Source organism: Archangium sp., assembly GCF_045802675.1.
In the GTDB taxonomy this organism is placed as follows: domain Bacteria; phylum Myxococcota; class Myxococcia; order Myxococcales; family Myxococcaceae; genus Archangium.
The window spans coordinates 1-19,623 of record NZ_JBJMQO010000042.1 but is presented as its reverse complement, the minus strand read 5'-3'; the positions used below and the strand labels follow the sequence as shown (position 1 = coordinate 19,623).

Here is a 19,623-nt window from a genome sequence, read left to right as displayed (position 1 = left end):
GCATGACGGACAGGAAGGACGACGCGCCCGGCTCGCCCCGAGCCCACGAGGAGCGGGCGCAGTCGCTCTATGGCGAGGAGCTGTCGGCGGGAGCGCTCGTGGGTGGCTACCTCGTGGAGGGCACGCACTACCGGGGCACCGTCGCGACGCTCTACCGCGCGCGCGAGGCCCGCACGGGGGCGCCAGTGGCGCTCAAGGTGATGAGGCCGCAGTACACGGCGGCGCGAGGGGCGCTGCGCCGCTTCCAGCAGGAGGCGGAGACGCTGCGCCGGCTGCGGCACCCGCATATCGTCGACGTGCTGGAGCAGGGGACGCTGGCGGACGGCAGGCCCTTCATCGCCATGGAGTGGCTGGAGGGGAGGGACCTGGCGGCGGAGCTGGCGGCGCGAGGGCCCTACTCGGCGAGGGAGGCGCTGGAGCTGCTGGAGCAGGTGGGCTCGGCGCTGAAGGCGGCGCACGGGGCGGGCGTCATCCACCGGGACTTGAAGGCGCAGAACGTGGTGGTGCGTGCGGGGAGCGCGGGGCCGGTGGTGAAGCTGGTGGACTTCGGGGTGGCGAAGCTGCTGGCGCCGGAGGAGCCGGGCACGGCGGCGACGAGCACGGGGCTGGTGCTGGGCACGCCGCTGTCGATGGCGCCGGAGCAGATTCGGGGCGAGACGCCGGACGCGCGTACGGACCTCTACGGGCTGGGGGTGCTGCTGTACCAGCTCGTCACGGGGAGGCCGCCCTTCCAGGGGACGACGCAGGTGGAGCTGGAGGAGCAGCACCTGCACGCGCCGGTGCCGAGGGCGAGTGAGCGGGCGCCGGTGCCCGCGGCGCTGGACGCGGTGGTGGCGCGCTGCCTGGAGAAGCGGAGGGAGGCACGCTACGCGGACGTGGACGCGGTGCTGGAGGAGTTGCGGCGCGCGGTGGGGGGCGAGGGCGCGGGCCGGGTGAGACAGGTGCGGGCGGTGGGGCTGTACGTGGAGGCGAGGATGGGGGGGCTGGTGGACGGCGAGCTGCTGGAGACGGTGGACGCGCTGCTGGAGGGGGCGCGGGCGCGGATGAAGGCGCGAGGGCTGACGGTGATGGTGGAGGGGAGCAACTTCCTGCTGGGAGTGGCGGCGCTGCCGGAGGAGGCGGAGGCCGAGCGGGAGGCACGCCGGAGGATGCTGGAGCTGGCGCTCGTGCTGGAGGAGGAGCCGCACGAGGAAGCACAGCTGAAGCGGGTGTCGCTGACGCCCACGCTGCACGTGGACCTGGCGACGTTGCGGCCGGACACGGGGGGCAGGACGAGCCTGGGAGGAGGCCGGCTGTTGCGGCTGTCGGCGTGGACGGGAGGGCACCCGGGCCACGGCGTGCTGGCGACGGAGGCGGCGCTCTCGGGGCTGGAGGACACCTTCCAGGTGCGAGGGATTCCGGGCCGCGAGGGCCTGCGGCACGTCTGTAAGGGGACACCTTCGTAGCGACGCTCTCGCGACATTGACCCTTCAGAACGGGCTCCGCTACCGTTCATCATCCCATGCGAGAGTTCGCGGTCGTTCTATTGACCCACATGGCGCTCATTGCGCTGGCGTGTGCGCCCGCCCAGCAGCCTGGGGTCATACTGATTACACCAGAGGGAGCCTCGCATCTTCCTGGACCGATGCCGGATTTCGGCCCATTTCCGACGTACTCCGATGCCCTATTGGCGGCATGCCCGAAGATCCTGTCCTACGACAATGCCGTCGTCACCCGACCGGTATCTCCACGTCTCCGGTTCGCCCGTAGCATTCCCAAGGAGTATTGCGCCTGGATCTACCAGACTCCCGAGGGGCTCTACGAGATGAGTCTGGTCGCCATGAATCCGAACCAGAAGCAGATCAGGTGCAAGCTACCTGATCATGTTCTCGACCCCCGCTATACGAGCGATAGCCTTGGATACGTCTTCGCGGTCCACAACCACCCTCTGGGAAGTGAACTGTCTTTCGATGACATCGGGTTCATCGTGGAGGAGGCCAGGATTCACGGGCTGACCGTCAAGGCACACGGCAAGGAGATCGACCTTGGGATTGCCGCGTTCTTCTCTCGAAGCCTCACGGACGAAGCACCCAATTGCGATGGCTTCTATCTCTACTTTCCCAGGACGGGTGAGTTGCTGAAGTGGACCAGGAGTTCCCAGCAGGGCTGGGTCAAGAAGCAATACGGGCAGGTGACGCTGAAGGAAAAACCAGATCCTCCTGGCTTCGACATCCAGATCGAGAGGATCGAGGAATGAGCATGCCTTCACGAGTGGCTCTCCTGCTCTGCTGTCTTGCCATCTCGGGGTGTGCGCATGGTCCCTGTAGGACGCTGGGTGCGCTCTTCGGCTGCGCCTGTACGAGCAAGCCAGAACAGCCCGAGTATCAAGACCTGAGCGTCCAACTCCCTGTCTTCGACTCCAAGCTGGCTCTGGACACCGACCTGGATGGCCAGACGCTTCAGGCCATTCGAATCGCCGCCGATGACTTCCTGAGCGCGGACTCGAAAGAGCCGTCCTGCTCGAACAAGCAGTCCTCGCATCGCTACCGGGCCGTGAGGCGAGGGGACGTCATCTTCGTGCGCATCGACTACAAGCCAGAAAACTGTGGTCAGACGGTGCGCATGCTCGACGCGGGGGCCACCTACGCCGTCAGCGCGGAGGGCAAGCTCCTGCGCCGGAGTCTGGACGGGCTCGGCGACTGGTGATCACTTGATGCCGTGCCGGCGCAGCAGCCGGTAGAGGTACACGCGGTCCATGTCCGCGCCCACGGCGGCCTGGGACACCTTGCCCTGGTGCAGCTCCAGCAGCGCGCGCAGGTAGCGCCGCTCGAAGTCGTCCAGGGCCAGCCGCCGGGCCTCGGCATAGGGCAGCTTCGCATCCACCTCGAAGCGGCTGCCCGCCGGGGCCACGTCCGTGAGCGCCAGCGTGTCCTCGAAGACGAGACACCGCTCCAGGTAGTTGCGCAGCTCGCGCACGTTGCCCGGCCACGCCGCCTGCTCCAGCTTCGCGATGAAGCCGGGCGAGCGCAGCGCCTTCGTCCGCTCGGGGTCCGCGCCCAGCGCGTCCAGAATCTGCTCCACCAGCAACTGCAGGTCCTCGGGCCGCTGGCGCACGGGCGGCAGCGGAATGCGCAGCACCGCGAGCCGGAAGAAGAGGTCCGAGCGGAACCGGCCCGCGTTCACCTCGGCGCGCAGGTCCCGGTTGGTGGCGGCGATGATGCGCACGTCCACCGGCACGTAGGTGTTGGTGCCCACGCGCCGGATTTCCCGCACCTCGAGCACGCGCAGGAGCTTCGGCTGGAGCTCGGCGGGCAGCTCGCCAATCTCGTCGAGGAAGACGGTGCCGCCGTGGGCCTCCTCGAAGGCGCCGATGCGCCGCTGGGCCGCGCCGGTGAAGGCGCCCTTCTCGTGGCCGAACAGCTCGCTCTCCAGCAGGTCCGCGGGAATGGCGCCGCAGTCCACGGTGAGGAAGGGCTTGTCGCGCCGGGCGCTCTCCTGGTGGATGGCCTGGGCCGCCTGGCTCTTGCCGGTGCCCGTCTCTCCCTCCAGCAGCACCGTCACGTCCTTGCCGGCGGCGCGCTCGAGCAGGGCGAAGCACATGCGCATCGGCACCGAGTTGCCCACCAGCGAGCCGAAACGCGTGCGCTCGGACACCGGGAGCCGGTTGCTGTCGGTGCTGTAGTCGAAGCGCACCACCGCCCGGCCCAGCCGCAGGAGGCTGCCGCCGCGCAGGTACCCATCGGCCACCTGCACCCCATCCACCAGGACGCCGTTGGTGCTGTCGAGATCCTTCACCCGCGCGCCCTTGGGGCCCACGCGGATTTCGCAGTGGAAGCGCGACACCGTGGGGTCATCGAGGTTGAAGTCGTTGCTCGGGTGCGAGCCGATGGAGCACGCATCGGACACCGAGTCCCAGACGGTGCCGGCGCCCGGGCCCTCCACCACGGTGAGCAGGAACCTGCGGACGGCGGGAGACTCCGAGGCGCGCGGCGCATGCGCGTAGGGCCGCGTCACGCTGACGTCCTCGGCTCCGGGGGCCTCGGGCAAGACGTCCCGCGCCTCGCCCTCTTTCTGGGAAGAGGGAGTGCCGCGAGCTCGATCGACGGGAGGCATGGACGGAGGTTACCACGCTCGGTGAAAGCCGGGCGCCCCGGAGCGGCGAGAGCCGGTCCGGGGCGCGAGGGCCTACAGGGCGGAGAGGGAATCAGGCGAGCACGGCGATGAACTTCGCCAGGCACCAGGCCTTCTTGGCGCAGTTCCACGGCTTGTACCACTTGCACTCGCCGGCGCTGTTCCAGCAGCCCACGAACTCGTTCCAGGCGTTGATGACAACAGGAGCCGCGTTACCGATGCACTGCAGACACGCGCCCCAGTTCTTGGCCACGCAGGGGCCGATGCACTTGGCGATCTGCGCCGCCTCGGCGGTGGGGAGGATGAAGTTGCCCAGGACCGAGGCCGCCGACTTGCACGAGCCCACGAAGGACTTCTGCTCCGCCTCGCCGCGGGCGGCGATCTTCAGGAAGTCGGGGCGCACCATGTCGTCACGGCGCGTGAGCTGCTGCAGGCCCTCCTGGGTGAGCTGCTTCACGGGGCTGGTCGAGCCCTCCTGGCGCTCCAGGGCGGCCTGCTTGATTTCCCCCTGGGTGATGGCCGCGTGGATCTTCTCCCACTTGAGCGCCAGCGCGATGGTGCGGGGCTCGTGCTTGGAGGCCACCAGCTCGAAGTCGGAGGTGAGGCGCGCGTCGCCCTCGCGGCCCTCGCTCTTGGCGGCCAGCTCGGCGGCCGTGTAGACGACCTGGTACGCCGAGAACATGCTCGCGGCGTAGTCGTTGGTGAGGGAGTCGTTGCGCGCGCCATCCGCGTCGGTCATCGCGCCCCGCGCGAGAATGCCGTCGGCCAGCTTCTCCAGCTCGGTGAGCTGCTGCTCGGCCCTGGCGGAGTAGGCGTCGTACTCCTTGCGATCGTACTGGCCGCAATCCTGGGCGGAGGCGCGGGCCGACGACAGCAGGAGGACACAGCACAGCAGGGACATCAGCACGTGACGGATGTGACTCATGGCAGCAACTCCTTGGGGGGTGGGAGACGCGGAGCTCGTCCGGCCTCGTTCGTGAGGCCTCGCGACCAGCGGGAGGAGGTACTGCAGCGGGCATGCCATCAGTCCGGAAGACGGGCTCTCCCTGTGAAACCCGGACAACCGTTTGAGCAGGAACAGCCTGACGGGCCACGGACAAGAGCAACCGTGTTGCGTCACGAGCAACAGCGGGGCGGGGCGCACGGGGAGAGGCCCCGCTGGAGCGGAAATCAGGCCCCCGGACGTTGCCCGACGGGCTACAGGGCGGCTTTCCGTCTCCTGGCACGTCTGCGCACCGGCCGCCCGCCGCCCCAGCGTCGCGGCGGGCATCCGAATCGTGGACGCGCACGCCAGAACGCGCGACCTTGGGGACAGCGGAGAGCCCCTTCATGACGACCCCCCCCGACGACCTCTTCCACCTCGAGCTGCTCAAGCTGCTGCTGCACGTGGCCTGGAGTGACGACGAGCTCAAGCCGAGCGAGGCCCAGGCCCTCCTCGGCGCGGCGAGGCGATGGAACATGCCCGTGGCCGAGCTGCAGCGGCTCGAGCGCGGCCTGGAGCTGGGCGAGCCCCTGCCCGCGCCCAACCTGGGCCTCTTGCGCCAGCGCGCGGACGAGGTGCTCGCCTCGGTGCGCACGCTCATCGCGAGCGATGCCGACGTGCACCTCTCCGAGCAGGAGATGCTCGCGCAGATTCGCGAGCTGCTGGGCCTGCCCCCGGCCTGAGACGCGCCCGGGCGCGCGCACGCTACGTGTCGAGCAGTGCCGACCAGAAGGCGACGAGCCGCCAGACCTCGGTGGCACTCGTCTTCCGGTCGAGCTCGGCGTGGGTGATGAGGGGCGTGAGCAGCAGACGCACGCGCGTCCGGGACTCCAGCCAGCGCGCGAGGAGCGTGGACTCGACGGCGGGGATGACGGTGTCGTCCGTGCCGTGGAGGAGGAAGACGGGCGTGGGCGGGGCTGGCGAGCGCTCGGGTGAGAGCGACGGGTCGCTCGCGAAGGCCTTCGCGTGCGGCAGCAGCAGCGGCCCGAGCGAGGCGACATCGCGCTCGTTGACGTACTTCATGAGGGTGGCGGCGGGCTCGGGCATTTCCGATTGCAGCCGCCGGGCCTCGGCGAAGGTCTCATGGGCGCGCTGGGCGTCGTGCATCGCGAAGTGCGAGGCGCGCAGGAAGGTGAGGATGCCCGCGCGCAGGGGCTCCACCTGCTCGGGCGGGACGACCTGGGCGGCCACGTTGAGCAGGATGATGGCCACGCCGTAGTCGTGGGGCTTGCGAGGCTGGCCATCGGGCTGGACGCCGGTGCACAGGAAGGCGAGCACGCGCGAGAGGTCCCCGTGTCCCCCGAGCGAGAAGGTGAAGGCGACCTTGTCCGCGAGCGAGGGACGGCCCGCGGCGACGACGGAGAGCCCACCGGCGAAGCTGATGCCCATGAGGCCCACGCGGCCATCGGGCGCGAGCTCCGGGCGCGAGGCGGCCCAGAGCGCGGCGTCTTCGATCATGTCCGGCTCGCGCGGGGTGATGCGGTAGAGGCGGAGGTCGGGCAGGTCGGGGGTGAGGACGGTGAGGCCTCCGGCGGCGAGTTGCCGGGCGAGCGCCATGAGGCGGGGCTCGTCGATGCCACTGGCGTGCACGCCGGGGACGAGGAGGACGGTGCGTCCGCGGGGGTGCTCGGGCCGGAAGAGGCGGGCGCGCAGGGGGCCGTGGCGCGAAGGCACCTGGGCGTCCTCGACGGTGACGGGAGCCGTGCCCCAGTGAGCGATGCGCTCGATGAGGCCGCCCTTCATCCCGGCGGCGCGGGCCACGAGGGACAGTCCGCGCAGGTAGTGCGGCACGGCCAGCGCGGCGGCGAGCAGCAGCCCCCCGAGGAGGGCCAGGAACAGCACTCTGCGGGAGCGGGGACGCATCGGGGGAAGCATTCAAGCAGCGAACGAGCGAATCCCCTTCAGGTAGGTCGGCGAAGATGTGCCCCCGGGTACATGCACGGCGCCGGGCCCGGAAAAGGCGAAGGGCCAGACCCGCCGGGGCATCCGCCCCACGAGCCTGGCCCCCTGGGAGCCTCCGTGACGGAGGACTCAGTTGGACATGATGCGCTTCAGCTCTTCCTTGTCGGTGGAGAACGAGAAGGCGTTGTAGAGCTGGAAGCCGTTCTGCCGGTCCAGCACGCGCGCCCACAGGCCGCGCACCACCTCGAGCTTGTCCTTGGAGAACTGGAACTGGCCGAGCACCTGCTGCACCTGGCTCACGAGGAAGTAGTTGTTACCCACGGCGCTCTGCAGGATGTTGATCTTGTCCTCGGCGAAGGGCTCGCGCGACATGGTGCCGAGGATGCTCCGCAGCTGGCCATCGGCGATGGGCTGGTAGGCCGGGGGCGGGGGCGGCGTGGGATACGGCGAGGGAGCGGGACGCGGGTTGTAGTCGCGCACGCTGGGGGCATCGGCGAGCAGGTCGCGGATGTCATTCAGCTGCTCGTAGGCCTCGCGGAGCTTGCCCCGGCCGCGGCCGCCGCCGCGCTCGAAGGCCTCACCGAGCAGCTTCTCCAGGTCGGCCAGGCGCTGCTCCACGTCCTCGCGCTCGACCACCACCATGGTGCCGCGCCGGCCGCGGCGGAACTCGTTGTTGTCGTCGGCGCGGAAGCCGGAGGAGACAGGGGGCGCGTTGCCGGTGGCCTGGCCCGAGGGCGGCGGCGGCGCGATGGACGGGGCGGTCTGGGCGGAGGCGGTGAGGGCGGTGAGCAGGGTGATGGCGACGAAGAGGGCCTTCATGGGGGTCATCCTTACGGGGAGTGTCCTTGCTGCATCTGCCCACTCAGACGGGGGCAGGGCGTTCGCATTCAAATGCCCGCATCCTGCCATGCGGGCCCGTTCCGGGGCGCTGGGGGCCAGGAGGGAGCCCCGGGCTCGCGGTCGTGGGTCCACCAACGAGCGGAGCGGCCTCCTTCCCACGAAGCCCGGAGGGGGAGGCTGCCGGGCGCGTTCTTCACGGACTGGTACGACCATCGGACCAGTCGGCGTGGAACGCGACCGGGAGGCCTCCCCGCGCATTGCCCGCCGTCATCCTCGCCGGACGGAGAATCCCGAGCCTGGACGCGCCGGACGTCCAAGTGCCGGAAGACACGAGGGCCGGACCTGGGTCCAGGCTTGCACCGGGCCCGGGCATGACGACTCTCTCCAACCCATCCTTCCGTCCTCCGCTCGCGCGGGGCGTGTCCCTCAAGACGTGGTTCGAAGCGCTGAAGCTCCTGTCGGCCCTGCTGGTGGCCATCGGCTGCGGAGGCATGGCCCTCGTGCTCTGGGAGAGACCCCCGGCCGGCTCCGTGGCCCGCCCCGGGTCCGCGGCCCTCGTGCTCGCGAGCCTCTTCTGCGTGGGCCTGGTGCTCGACCAGTGGCGCCGCTGGCAGGTGGGCCGGCTGGAGCAGCGGGGCTGGGAGCTGCTCGAGGCGGGCAGGCCCGAGGCGGCCATCCGCGCGCTCGACGTCGCGGCGTCCGGCGGCACCGACACCTCGCGGGCGCGGAGCCTCCATGGGCTGACGGTCGCGTGGCTGCGCCAGGGGGACTACGAGCGGGCCCTCGCCCTGAGTGAGCGGACCGCCCGCGCCCGGAAGGGAGGAGCCACGGCCCTTCGGCTGGCGCAAGCTCCGGCCCTGAAGGCGACCGTGCTGGCCCTGTACGGCGAGCTGGACGAGGCCCGGCGCCAGGTGCGGGAAATCCAGCGTCCCCTCTTCGACAGGACGGACTACGCGATGCTGGCGCAGGCCGTGGTGCTCTGCCGCGAGGGCAGGTACGTGGAGGCGGTGAAGCGCATGCAGCACTCCGTGCGGCAGCACGTCCCCGAGCTGGACGTGGGCGCGGTGGCCGTCGTCCACGCCTTCGCGCGCGGCCGGCTGGGAGGGCAGCTCGTTCCGCTCAAACCGGGGTGCGTGCTGCCCGAGAAACCCGCCCGGGGCTCGGAACACGAGTACCTCGCGCTCGAGTGGCCCGAGCTCGCCGCCTGGCTCCGGGGAGAGGAGGCCCCGGCCCCGGCGCGTGGCGCGCTCAGGTGTAATCCCGGGTGATGACCTCGCCGGGCAGGAGTTCGGCATCCTCACGCCGGACCCTGAGCTTCGAGGTCGACACCTTCGGCGTCTTCTCCCCGTGAGTCCCCCTCCGGGAGCCGGTGGCGTAGCATGCCCCGCATGAGCGCCGCTCCCCTCGCCCGCGCACAGGTGCTCCCCGCGCGCGGGCGGTTGTTCGTGCTGCCCTTGATGCTCCTCGTCGTCGCGCTCGGGCTGGGCTCGCGCACGCCGGCCGCCCGGGAGTCTCTGCCCCGCTTCCTCACCGACTACGCGGGCGACTCGCTGTGGGCCGTCATGGTGTACCTGTGCCTCGTCTTCGCCCTGCCCCGTCTGCCCGTGCGGCTCGCCGCGGCGGGGGCCCTCGCCATCTCCGTGCTCGATGAGCTCAGCCAGCTCGTCCACACGCCCTGGCTCGACGCGCTCCGCGCCAACCGGCTCGGCGCCCTCGTGCTGGGCCGGGGTTTCTTGTGGTCGGACCTCGTCTGCTACGCGGTGGGCGTGGCGCTCGCGGCGGGAGTGGACCTGCTGCGGCTGGCCCGGCGGCGCCCGCCCCTGAGCTGAGCCGGGGGCAAACCGCTCGCTCGCGTGCCTGTCCTCCAGGCCGATGGCTGGAAGCCTCGCCAGGGTCCCATTGTTGCTCTACCCCCGGGACCCTCCCCAGCCCTCGACGCCACCGACATGCTCGCCACGCCGCTGCCGCCGCCCCCCGACTTCCGACTCCTCTTCGAGCAGCTCCCGGGCGCCTACCTCGCCCTCGCGCCGAACGTGGACTTCACCATCCTGGCGGTGAGCGACGCCTACCTGCGGGCCACCCGGACCAAACGCGAGAACCTCCTCGGCCACCGCCTCTTCGAGATGATCCCCGACAACCCGGCGGATCCGAACGCCACGGGCGAGCGCAACGCCCGCGCTTCCCTCGAGCGGGCGCTGACCACTCGCGCCCCCGACACCCTGGGCCTGCTCCAATACGACATCCGTCGTCCCGAGGCCGAAGGGGGCGGCTTCGAGGAGCGGTACTGGACTCCCATCAACACCCCCATCCTCTCGCCCACCGGGGAGGTGCTCTACCTGCTGCACCGGGTGGAGGACGTGACGGACTTCGTGCACCTGTCGCGCCGCAGCGAGGAGGAGCAGCAGCGCACGGCGGCCCTGCGCAACCGGAACCTGGAGATGGAGCTGGAGCTGCTGCGCCGCAGCCAGGAGCTCCAGGCCGCCAACCAGCGGCTGCGGTCGGTGGTGGGCGAGCGCGACGAGTCCCTCGTCCTGGCCTCCCAGGCCCGCACGGAGGCCGAGCGTCAGCGCGCCTGGCTCCATTCGCTCTTCATGCAGGCGCCCACCGCCATCGCCATCATGCGCGGGCCCCGCTACGTGCTCGAGCTGGCCAATCCCCCGGTGTGCCGCATCTGGGGCCGCCCCCCCGAGCAGCTGCTGGGCCGGCCCCTGTTCGAGGCCCTCCCGGAGGCGGCGGGCCAGGGGGTGGAGGAGCTGCTGGACCGGGTGCTCGCCACCGGGGAGCCCTACGTCGGCAAGGAGCTGCCCGTGCGGCTGGCACGCCTGGAGGGGGGTGCCCTCGAGGAGGTGTACTTCAACTTCGTCTACGAGCCCCTGCGCGATTCCCAGGGCCGGGTGGAGGGCGTCATCGTCGTCGCCTCGGACGTGACGGAGCTGGTGCGGGCCCGCCAGCGCACGGAGGCGCTCGCCGCCCAGGAGGTGCACGCCGCCGAGGAGCGGCTGCGCCTGGCCATGGAGGCCATGGAGGTGGGCACGTGGGACATGGACCTCACCACGGGCGCGCTGGCCTGGGACGAGCGCGTGCGCGCCCTCTTCGGGCTGTCCGCGGACGCGCCCGTGGACTACCCCACCTACCTCTCCCGCGTGCATCCCGAGGACCGCCCCCACGTGGAGCGGCACGTGCAGGAGGCCCTCGCGCCGGACGGCACGGGCACCTTCGCCCTGGAGTACCGCACCCTCGCCCACGAGCCCCAGAAGGAGCGGTGGGTGGGCAGCAAGGGCCGCGTCTACCGCGATGCCGCGGGGCGTCCCATCCGCTTCCTGGGCACGGGCCTGGACATCACCGAGCGCAAGCGCGCCGAGACGGAGCTGCGGCAGACGGCGGAGTTCCGCGAGCGCTTCCTCGGCATCGTCTCCCATGATCTGCGCAACCCGCTCAATGCCATCCTCCTGTCCGTCAAGGCGCTGATGCGTTCGGATGACGTGGTGCAACACCACCTGAAGAACGTGCGCCGCATCGCCACCAGCGCCGAGCGGATGGAGCGGATGATCGCCGACCTGCTCGACTTCACGCGCGGGCGGTTGGGCAACGGCATCCCCATCACTCCCCGCCCCACCCAGCTGCGCTACCTCTGCCAACATGTGCTGGAGGAGCTCGAGGCCGGCAATCCCCAGCGCGAGCTCCGGCTGAGGACGGAAGGAGCCCTCTTCCAGGGCGAATGGGACCCCGACCGGCTCGCCCAGCTGCTCGGCAATCTGGGCAAGAACGCGCTGGACTACAGCCCCGCGGACAGTCCGGTGGACTTCGTGCTGCGCGACGAGGGGGACAGCGTGTGCGTGGAGGTCCACAACCAGGGCGTGCCCATCCCGGCGCAGCTGCTCCCGCGCATCTTCGAGCCCTTCAAGCGGGCCTCGGAAGGACGGCATGCGATGTCCGGCCTGGGGCTGGGGCTCTTCATCGTCCAGCAGATTGCCCGGGCCCACGGGGGCCGCGTCGAGGTGCGCTCCACCCGGGCGGAGGGCACCACGTTCAGCGTGCGGCTGCCGCACTCCGTGCCCCCGGCCTGAAGGCGCTCCTCCCAGGAACAGGTGCTTCCGGGAGAATGTTCTCTTCTGGATCCACGCCGTGTACCCGACAACGCGAAATCGCCGGACCGGGGATTTACCGGCTCGACTTCGCTCGCGGGGGGGTGCTACGCCCGGCCTTCGCTCCAGTGAGGGCGGACGGTCGGGCGATGGACGCCCGGCTGTGTAGGAGAAAGATTAGAGCAATGGCCAGTGGCACCGTGAAGTGGTTCAACGACTCGAAGGGCTTCGGTTTCATCACCCAGGACAGCGTGGCCCGGACGTGTTCTGCCACCACACCGCGATCGTGTCGGATGGATTCCGCACCCTCGCCGAGGGTCAGAAGGTGGAGTTCGACGTCAAGAAGGGGCCCAAGGGCCTCCAGGCCGAGAACGTTCGCCCGGTCAGCTGAGCGCGCGAGCCCGGCGCCCTATCTTTGAATGCACGAGGCCCGGCCTCCCGAGAGGCTGGGCTTCTTTTTTCCCTCTTTCCCCGGAGTAGCCATGCAGGGAAGGTCCACGAAGCGACAGAAGGAAATGGCTCGCCAGCAGCGCCAGCGCGAGAAGGAGGCCAAGAAGGTCGAGCGCCAGCGCGAGAAGGACGCCCGCCCCCAGCGCCAGCCCGGTGATGAGGATCCGGACATCGCCGGAATCATTCCCGGCCCCCAGCCGCCGCTCGAGATGTGAGGAGCTAGCAGCCAGGCGCTGCGGCCCGCTGCCAGGGCTCGGAACCGCGAGGCCGGTTCCGGGCTCTTCGTGTTTCTGGGCTCCCCTTGCCCCCGCCGCCCTCCGACGCCATGCATTACTTCCGGAACCCGACAGACGGAGCGTCGGGCCGCTCGAAAGGAGCAGGGCATGGCGAAGGGTGAGGATGGAATCGGCGGAGCGCCCACCGAGAAGGGCGTCTTCGAGCAGCCCGCCACCCTGCGCGAGCCCGCCGCGCCCCGCGTCCCCCGCGTCGCACCGCCCGCCCCCGTGCCGGTCATCCCCATTCCCGGCGAAGAGCGCGCCCTCGCCGGCCCCGAGGCCCCCCACGAGACGCTCCAGGAGGCCCGTGAGGCCACCGATGCGTTGCTCCACGAGCTTCTGGAGGGGGAGGAGCTCCCGGAGTCCTCCGAGGCCCCCCCACGCGCTCCCCGGGCCAGTCCCTCGCGCGAGGAGGACTGGCCCTCGGAGCTGCACGCCCTGCACCTGCCGGAGGAGTGAGACACGGCCGGGGCCCCTCACCCCGGCCCTCTCCCGGAGGGCGAGGGAGGGAGGGAGGGCCCGCGCTCAAGGCTCGCTACTTCGTGTCGTGCTCGTTCGTGTCTTGCTGGGGCGTGTCGTGCGGGGGCGTGTCGCGCTGCCCGTCCACGCCCACGCCGTCGGGGAGCTCCTGCCGCTCCGGCACCGACTGGAAGCCCTCCTCGTCCGGCAGCTTGTTCATGTCCTCCGGCCGCCCCGAGCCGCCCTGGCCCTGGTTCTCGTCCTGGATGCCGCTGGGGAGCTCCTCCTGCTCGGGCACCGTCTTCATGCCCTCCTGATCCTTCTGCGGATTCACGTCCACCGGCTGCTGCCCGCGGTCCGTCGCCCCCGCGCCGCCCGTGCCCTGGTCCTGCTGGGACGGGACGTACTGTGGGCCCTGCTTGCCCCGCTCGTCGCGGCACCCCCCCGCCAGCAGCAGGGCCGAAGCAGCCAGGCCGAGCACCATCGCGCGCTTGAATCCCTTCGTCGTCATCCGGGTCTCCTTGCTGGGAACCGTCCGTCGCCATCCGCTATCCGCAAGGGTTTGGCGTGGGGGGCGCCGATGCAGCACGCGAACGAGGGCCCGCCTGGCCGCCCGCCCGTCCTCAGGGGCGCGGCTCCGCGTTCCGCCAGCGGGGCAGCATGGACTCGACGACGCGGAGCAGCTCCTCCAGCTCGAAGGGCTTGCTCAGGCAGCCCGCCGCGTCCACCTCGCGCGCGCGGCGCCGGGCGTCCTCGGCCGCCGTGCACACCACGATGGGGGCCGCCGAGGCATGGCGCCGGCGCAGCTCCGCCGCGAACGTCCACCCGTCCATCACCGGCATGCGCATGTCGAGCAGGATGAGGTCCGGCATCCCCTCCTCCACCCGCTCCAGCGCCTGCTGGCCATTCGAGGCCCTGGACACCTCGTAGCCCCCCAGCTCCAGCGTGAGGGCCATGACGTCCTGCATGTCCGGGTCATCGTCCACGACGAGGATGCGCGCTCGCGCCATGCCGCTCACCTCCACTCCGGAAACTAGGAACGCTCCCGCGCCTTCTCCCGGCGGGGCGAGTAGGGGACGGAGAAGCAGAAGGTGCTCCCCTTGCCCTCTTCGCTCGACACCCGCATGGAGCCGCCGTGGTGGAAGATGATCTCGCGCGAGATGTAGAGCCCCACGCCCATGCCGCCCCGGTCGTGCGGCGTGCCCGAGTGCGCGCGGTAGAAGCGCTCGAAGAGCCGGGCCTGGCGCTCGAGCGGAATGCCGATGCCCTCGTCGCTCACGCACACCTCCACCTCGTGCGCGTGGGGCTCCAGCCGCACCTCCACGCGGCCTCCGGAGGGTGAGTAGCGCACGGCGTTGTCGAGCAGCACCACCAGCACCTGCCGCAGCCGCGCCCGGTCGCCCTGGACCTGCACGGGCGCCCCCGCCCGCACGCGGAAGCGGTGCTGCGTGCTCAGGCTGGCCATGTTCGCCACCGTCTCCTCGGCCAGCTCGCGCAGGTCCACCGGCTCCTCGGTGAGCTCCAGCTGCCCCAGGTGCAACTGCGAGACGTCCAGCAGCTCGCGCACGATGCCGTCGATGCGGTCGGCGCCCCGGTTGATGGCGTCGAGCATCTTGCGGTACGTGGCCGGCGTGGGCTCCGTCTTCAGCGCGAGCTGGGCGTAGGACTTCATGATGGCCACGGGCGTCTTCAGCTCGTGGGCGGCCACCCGGACGAACTCGTCCTTGAGCTGGTCCAACTCCACCATCTCGGTGACGTCGCGGGCCACGGCGACGGCGCCGGTGATGAGGCCCTGCTCGTCGCGGATGGGCGCGGCGTTGGTGCGCAGGTAGAGGGTGCGGCGGTGCTCGGGCGCGGGGATGCTCAGGTCCGCGTCCACGACGACGTTGCCGTGCAGCGCCCGGCGCAGGGGCATCTCCTCGAGCCGGAGGGTTCCGCCCGTCCCCGAGCGCAGCCCCTGCCGGGCAAGCAGCGAGTCGGAGAGCCGCACCCCGTCCGCCCCCACGTCCCCGAAGAAGTGGCGCCCGGCCTTGTTCACGAAGGTGATGCGGCCCTCCAGGTCGCTCACCATCACGCTGTCCACCATGTTGTCCATGATGGCCCGCAGCTCCGCGCCGCGCTGCTGGAGCTGCCCGAGCAGCCGGGTCCGCTCCTCCTCCGCGCGCTGCCGCCCGGTGACGTCGGCCACGAAGACGTAGTGCACGGGCGCCTCCCCGGACGACACGGACGTGGCGGACAGCTCCACCGGGAAGAGCTCGCCGTCATGCCGCCGCGCCACCGAGCAGACGCGCTGGTGCAGGGGTGCATGCTCGCGCCGCTCCAGAAGGGCCCGCAGCTCCGGCCCGACGCCCGCGGCCCCGGCCAGCAGGGTCTCCGAGGCCGGCCGCCCGAGCACCTCCTCGCGCTTCCAGCCGAAGGTGCGCTCGGCCTCCGCGTTCCAGTCGATGACGCGGCCCCAGCAGTCCACGGCGAGCACGGCGTCGAGCGCGGTCTCCAGCACGTCGCGCAGCCTGCGCTCGCTGCGCTCCAGCACCTTGTGCACCCGCCGCCGCTCCTCGAGCACGAGGGACAGCTCGCGCAGGCGCACGGTGCGGTGGATGACGAACGGCATGGCCAGCAGCACCGCCCAGAGCGCCACGCCCAGCAGGACGACGGCGAGCTTGAAGCGCCGCAGGCTGGCGAACAGCGAGGCCTCCGTCGAGGAGATGTGTACGCTCCACCCCGACTCGCCAATCTCCACCTGGGCGGTGCGCCGCCCCGGCCCGTGCTCCGCCTCGTACCGGCGCACGTCCGCGAGCGAGAGGTCCTCCAGCGTCCCGGCCTTCAGCCCCCGAGCCCGGGCCCACTCGCGCAGGCGCGCAGCGTCGGGGTGGGCGAAGAGCTGGCCCCGCGGGGTGGTGATGTAGAGGAGCTCCTCCTCGGAGCTGTTGGCCTCCTGGAGGATGGTCTCGAGCGGCTCGCCGAAGACGTCCACGACGACCAGCCCCAGCACCTTCCCGGAGGGCTCGGTGATGGCACGCACGTGAATGCGGTAGATGGAGTCCCTCAGGTGCACGGGCTCCAGATAGACGGGTGCACCCCCGGCCTCCAGGCCCTGCTGGTACCAGGGCTGCTGGCGAAGGTCCTCCTGCCTGTCGCGCGGCGTCTCCACGACGACTCCCGAATCCAGGCTCGGCCGGAGCCGGCGGGCGTAGTGCGGCCGGGGCGGGGGCCGGCCGGGAAAGGCGGAAGGCTCCCACCAGATGCCGAGTCCCTCGATGGCGGCCGCGGGCGTGGAGGCGAGCAGCGATTGGACGAGCCGCTCCAGCTCGCTCTCGTCCCGGGCGACGCCCGCGACGGCGGCCACGGATTCGGTGAGGTGCTTGGAGTAGCCGATGCCCGGCTTGAGCTGGAAGGCGACGTCCTTGGCCCGGAGCATCTGGCGTAGCAGCGCCTCGTCTTCCAGGCGCTGGCGCGTCATGGAATAGAACCCCACCAGGCCGGCGGTGAAGGCCGCCCCGAGGAGGAAGAGCAACAGCAGGAGGGACTTCACGGGCAGCTTCATGGAGGACGTCCTCCTGGGGGCAACAGCCAAGGTGCCCCCACTGCCCGCTGTCCATCACCCCCGGAGGCGGAGGCCCGCCATCTGGTTCACACTCCTCGGGGGCAGAGCGCCGCCAGCCCTCCCGGCTACAGCCCCATCTGCTTGGCGATGATGACCTTCATGATTTCGTTGGTGCCCGCGTAGATGCGCTGCACACGGGCGTCCATGAAGGCGCGGCTGATGGGGTACTCCAGCATGTAGCCGTAGCCGCCGAAGAACTGCAGACACTCGTCGGCGACCTTGCCGAGCATCTCCGTCTGCCACAGCTTGGCCATCGAGCACTCCTTCACGAGGTACTCGCCCGCCACGTGCTCGGAGATGAGCCGGTCCAGGAAGGCGCGGCCCACCTCGAGCTGCGTGGCGCACTCGGCCAGCTTGAACTGGGTGTTCTGGAACTTGCCGATGGGCTTGCCGAAGGCCTTGCGCTCCTGGACGTAGTCCAGCGTGTCCGCGAGCACCTGCTCGGCCGAGGCCTGCGCCGCCACCGCCACCACCAGCCGCTCCTGCTGCAGCTTCTTCATCAGTTGCAGGAAGCCCGCGCCCTCCTCGCCGAGGCGGTTGGCCACGGGCACCCGGCAGTCGTCGAAGGCCAGCTCCGACGTGTCCTGCGCCGCCATGCCCATCTTCTTGAGCTTCTTGCCCTTGAGGAACCCCGGCGTGCCCGCCTCCACGACGAAGAGGGAAATGCCCTGGTGCGCGTTCTTGGGGTCGGGGTCCGTCTTGGCCGCCACCACGCACAGGTCGCAGAGGATGCCGTTGGAGATGAACGTCTTGGCGCCGTTGAGGACGTAGAAGTCCCCGTCGCGCACCGCCGTGGTGGCGATCGCCGCGAGGTCCGAGCCCGTGCCCGGCTCCGTCATCGCCACGGCCGTCACTGCCTCGCCCGAGGCGCACCTGGGCAGCCAGCGCTTCTTCTGCGCGTCATTGCCGAACTCGTGGAGGTAGGGCACCACCACGTCCGAGTGCAGCGGCATGGCGAGCCCGGACTCGTAGATGCGCGCGAGCTCCTCCATCACCACCACCGAGTGCAGGAAGTCGCCACCCGCGCCGCCGTACTCGGGCTCGAGCCAGGGGCAGAGGAAGCCGGCCTCGCCGGCCTTGCGCCACACCTCGCGGTCGACGATGCCCGACTCGCTCCAGCGCTCCTGGTGCGGCTTCACCTCGCGCTCGAGGAACTGGCGGAACGACTGGCGGAACTGCTCATGGTCCTCGCGAAAGAGCTTCCTCTGCACGCCGTGGCCTCCCCGTGCTCGGCGGGCGGAGCGCCCGCGCATGGGAGGCGGATGCTCTCCCGGGACTGACTGGGAAATCAACCGAGCGCCACGCGCTAGCATCCGCCGGATGAGCCCCCTGCCTTTCCCGAGGAGCCTCGCGCTCTTCTGCGTGCTGCTGAGCGCCTGTGCCACCACGAGGTCCGCCGGGCCCGCGGAGGAGATTGAAGCGACGGACGCCGTGTATTCGTGGGAGGAGGCCCGCGCGGATCCGAGCTGCGTGGTGCCGCTGTGCGACGCGGAGCGCTGCAATGGCCCGTTCGTGTCCTACGATTGTGACTGAGCAGAGGGACTGAGAACCCACGCATGAACTACTTCACCATCGAGGAAGACAAGACCTCGGGCTACACGGGCTACGTCGATGGCACATACAAATGGGGGCTGCCGGGCGTCATCTGCCCGCATTGCAAATCCCCTTGGAGTGGCGGCTTCGCGTATCCCTCCGTGGACCTGACTCCCGTGGCCGCGCTGGCCGACTTCGAGACTCCCCGGCCCGAACCCATCGAGGAGTACGAGCGACTCTGTGAGTTGATACGACCCCTGTTGCCTCCTGGAGCCGTCCTGGACCCGGGGACGGAATTTGGCCCGTTCGTGGGGAAAGGCCAGGGCCGATTCGGCGCATTCGTGGCGCCCGTTCGCTGGGTGTTGATGGTGCAGCGCGACGCCCTCGAGAAGCTCCAAGCCGAAGGGCTGCGCGGCCTCGCGGGCTACCCGCCCCTCCTGCGTTTCCGCCAGCGGAATTCGCCCGAGTTTCTCGAGCTGGAAGTCCTCCCGGTGGCCCGCCTGCACCCGGACTGCATGCCACCCGAGCATCAGCCCCCCTGCCCTCGCTGCGGCCGACGAAGGACGCCCCTCCCCAAGTCGCCTCTGTTGGACGCCACCACGGTGCCAGAGTCCCTGGACCTGTTCCGGCTGCGGGACTACTCCACCTTGCTCGTCTGCACCGAGCGCTTCGTCGACGCCTGCCAGCGTCTGGGATTGGACGGCATCGCCTTCCAGGCGCTCCCTACACGTGCGTCGAGGAATCCTCCGAGGCGATGAGTCAGACCAGGACAGCCAGGCTCATCACCATCTGCGTAGCGCACTCGGCAAGCGTGAACCGCATGTCCTGGAACTTGCCGGGGGCCTGCCTACGTTCGCGGGTAGCATCGGCCAGATGAGCCCCCTGCCCTTGCCGAGGAGCCTCGCCCTCTTCTGCGTGCTGCTGAGCGCCTGTGCCACCACGCAGTCCGCCGGGCCCGCGGAGGACATTGAAGCGACGGACGCCGTGTACTCGTGGGAGGAGGCCCGCGCGGATCCGAGCTGCGTGGTGCCGCTGTGTGACACGGAGCGCTGCGCGCTCTGGCGCTGTCGGGACGTGGTGGAGGCACACGCACGCCCGGTGCTGCTGGCGCAGGCCGTGATTCCGGAGGCGGAGACGGTGCTCCGCCTTCCCGTGGAGGACAATCCCGGCCGCTGGTGGGGAAGGCCCCTGGCCGCGCCCTCGGGAACGGAACCCGTCTTCGAAATCCCCTGGCACAATTGGAAGCCGCAGGAGCGGCTCGCCTTCAAGGACTACCGCTCCTTCTGCATCACCCGCCCGCGTGAGCCCTTCGAGAAGCACCACATCTTTCCGCAGCAGCCGGTCCTCGCCGATTGGTTCGCCATCAAGCGCATCGACATCCAT

At 70.5% G+C, this 19,623-nt stretch carries 20 protein-coding genes and 1 pseudogene; 13 read left to right on the top strand and 8 right to left on the bottom strand.

Annotated features, from left to right (window positions below; genetic code table 11):
- The first annotated feature begins 2 nt into the window (after positions 1-2).
- Genes ACJ8AN_RS12400 through ACJ8AN_RS12390 form a run of 3 tightly spaced genes read left to right on the top strand, consistent with a single transcriptional unit; the run spans position 3 to position 2,685 of the window.
- Positions 3-1,445: a serine/threonine-protein kinase gene (locus ACJ8AN_RS12400; protein ID WP_407755516.1), complete on the top strand. Its 1,443-nt coding sequence runs from the start codon at positions 3-5 to the stop codon at positions 1,443-1,445.
- A 56-nt stretch (positions 1,446-1,501) separates the two neighbouring features.
- Positions 1,502-2,236 (top strand): hypothetical protein, encoded by a 735-nt coding sequence (locus tag ACJ8AN_RS12395; RefSeq protein WP_407755515.1) that lies wholly within the window; start codon positions 1,502-1,504, stop codon positions 2,234-2,236.
- A 2-nt stretch (positions 2,237-2,238) separates the two neighbouring features.
- Positions 2,239-2,685, top strand: coding sequence for a hypothetical protein (locus ACJ8AN_RS12390; RefSeq protein ID WP_407755514.1), 447 nt, complete (start codon positions 2,239-2,241; stop codon positions 2,683-2,685).
- Here the strand turns inward: ACJ8AN_RS12390 and ACJ8AN_RS12385 are convergent, their stop codons facing one another.
- A complete protein-coding gene (locus ACJ8AN_RS12385) occupies positions 2,686-4,092 on the bottom strand; it encodes a sigma 54-interacting transcriptional regulator (protein WP_407755513.1) in 1,407 nt (468 codons plus the stop codon).
- A 91-nt stretch (positions 4,093-4,183) separates the two neighbouring features.
- Entirely contained in the window at positions 4,184-5,035 is an 852-nt protein-coding gene (locus ACJ8AN_RS12380; RefSeq protein ID WP_407755512.1) for a hypothetical protein, read from the bottom strand.
- A 404-nt stretch (positions 5,036-5,439) separates the two neighbouring features.
- Between ACJ8AN_RS12380 and ACJ8AN_RS12375 the strand changes: the two genes are divergently transcribed.
- The gene (locus ACJ8AN_RS12375; protein ID WP_407755511.1) at positions 5,440-5,775 is read left to right on the top strand and encodes a TerB family tellurite resistance protein; all 336 of its coding nucleotides are present in this window, start codon (positions 5,440-5,442) and stop codon (positions 5,773-5,775) included.
- Between the two features lie 22 nt (positions 5,776-5,797).
- Here the strand turns inward: ACJ8AN_RS12375 and ACJ8AN_RS12370 are convergent, their stop codons facing one another.
- Together ACJ8AN_RS12370 and ACJ8AN_RS12365 are read right to left on the bottom strand one after the other, a co-directional pair.
- Positions 5,798-6,955 (bottom strand): hypothetical protein, encoded by a 1,158-nt coding sequence (locus ACJ8AN_RS12370; RefSeq protein ID WP_407755510.1) that lies wholly within the window; start codon positions 6,953-6,955, stop codon positions 5,798-5,800.
- A gap of 168 nt (positions 6,956-7,123) precedes the next feature.
- Positions 7,124-7,813, bottom strand: coding sequence for a DUF4476 domain-containing protein (locus tag ACJ8AN_RS12365; RefSeq protein ID WP_407755509.1), 690 nt, complete (start codon positions 7,811-7,813; stop codon positions 7,124-7,126).
- Between the two features lie 392 nt (positions 7,814-8,205).
- On the opposite strand from ACJ8AN_RS12365, the gene ACJ8AN_RS12360 reads away from it, so the two are divergent.
- The 6 genes and pseudogenes from ACJ8AN_RS12360 to ACJ8AN_RS12335 all read left to right on the top strand — a co-directional run bounded on the left by ACJ8AN_RS12360 (position 8,206) and on the right by ACJ8AN_RS12335 (position 13,103).
- Positions 8,206-9,102: a hypothetical protein gene (locus tag ACJ8AN_RS12360; protein ID WP_407755508.1), complete on the top strand. Its 897-nt coding sequence runs from the start codon at positions 8,206-8,208 to the stop codon at positions 9,100-9,102.
- Between the two features lie 120 nt (positions 9,103-9,222).
- On the top strand, positions 9,223-9,663 hold the full coding sequence (locus tag ACJ8AN_RS12355) for a DUF2809 domain-containing protein (protein WP_407755507.1): 441 nt from the start codon (positions 9,223-9,225) through the stop codon (positions 9,661-9,663).
- 117 nt (positions 9,664-9,780) lie between these two features.
- Complete coding sequence (locus ACJ8AN_RS12350) at positions 9,781-11,901, top strand: PAS domain-containing protein (RefSeq protein ID WP_407755506.1); 2,121 nt, start codon at positions 9,781-9,783, stop codon at positions 11,899-11,901.
- A 203-nt stretch (positions 11,902-12,104) separates the two neighbouring features.
- Positions 12,105-12,310 (top strand): annotated as a pseudogene (locus ACJ8AN_RS12345) (cold-shock protein).
- 91 nt (positions 12,311-12,401) lie between these two features.
- Positions 12,402-12,584 (top strand): hypothetical protein, encoded by a 183-nt coding sequence (locus ACJ8AN_RS12340; RefSeq protein ID WP_407755505.1) that lies wholly within the window; start codon positions 12,402-12,404, stop codon positions 12,582-12,584.
- Between the two features lie 168 nt (positions 12,585-12,752).
- Positions 12,753-13,103: a hypothetical protein gene (locus tag ACJ8AN_RS12335; protein ID WP_407755504.1), complete on the top strand. Its 351-nt coding sequence runs from the start codon at positions 12,753-12,755 to the stop codon at positions 13,101-13,103.
- 76 nt (positions 13,104-13,179) lie between these two features.
- Here the strand turns inward: ACJ8AN_RS12335 and ACJ8AN_RS12330 are convergent, their stop codons facing one another.
- From ACJ8AN_RS12330 to ACJ8AN_RS12315, 4 genes are all read right to left on the bottom strand, one after another.
- On the bottom strand, positions 13,180-13,614 hold the full coding sequence (locus ACJ8AN_RS12330; protein ID WP_407755503.1) for a hypothetical protein: 435 nt from the start codon (positions 13,612-13,614) through the stop codon (positions 13,180-13,182).
- 112 nt (positions 13,615-13,726) lie between these two features.
- Positions 13,727-14,113 carry a response regulator gene (locus ACJ8AN_RS12325; RefSeq protein WP_407755502.1) on the bottom strand — a complete coding sequence of 129 codons (387 nt, stop codon included), beginning with the start codon at positions 14,111-14,113 and terminating at the stop codon, positions 13,727-13,729.
- Between the two features lie 23 nt (positions 14,114-14,136).
- The gene (locus ACJ8AN_RS12320; protein WP_407755501.1) at positions 14,137-16,647 is read right to left on the bottom strand and encodes a PAS domain S-box protein; all 2,511 of its coding nucleotides are present in this window, start codon (positions 16,645-16,647) and stop codon (positions 14,137-14,139) included.
- 125 nt (positions 16,648-16,772) lie between these two features.
- Entirely contained in the window at positions 16,773-17,918 is a 1,146-nt protein-coding gene (locus ACJ8AN_RS12315) for an acyl-CoA dehydrogenase family protein (protein WP_407755500.1), read from the bottom strand.
- A 109-nt stretch (positions 17,919-18,027) separates the two neighbouring features.
- On the opposite strand from ACJ8AN_RS12315, the gene ACJ8AN_RS12310 reads away from it, so the two are divergent.
- From ACJ8AN_RS12310 to ACJ8AN_RS12300, 3 genes are all read left to right on the top strand, one after another.
- Positions 18,028-18,240, top strand: coding sequence for a hypothetical protein (locus tag ACJ8AN_RS12310; RefSeq protein WP_407755499.1), 213 nt, complete (start codon positions 18,028-18,030; stop codon positions 18,238-18,240).
- Between the two features lie 23 nt (positions 18,241-18,263).
- Positions 18,264-18,998 carry a double-CXXCG motif protein gene (locus ACJ8AN_RS12305; protein WP_407755498.1) on the top strand — a complete coding sequence of 245 codons (735 nt, stop codon included), beginning with the start codon at positions 18,264-18,266 and terminating at the stop codon, positions 18,996-18,998.
- A gap of 115 nt (positions 18,999-19,113) precedes the next feature.
- The coding region (locus ACJ8AN_RS12300; RefSeq protein ID WP_407755497.1) for a DUF2380 domain-containing protein at positions 19,114-19,623 on the top strand (510 nt) is incomplete at its 3' end.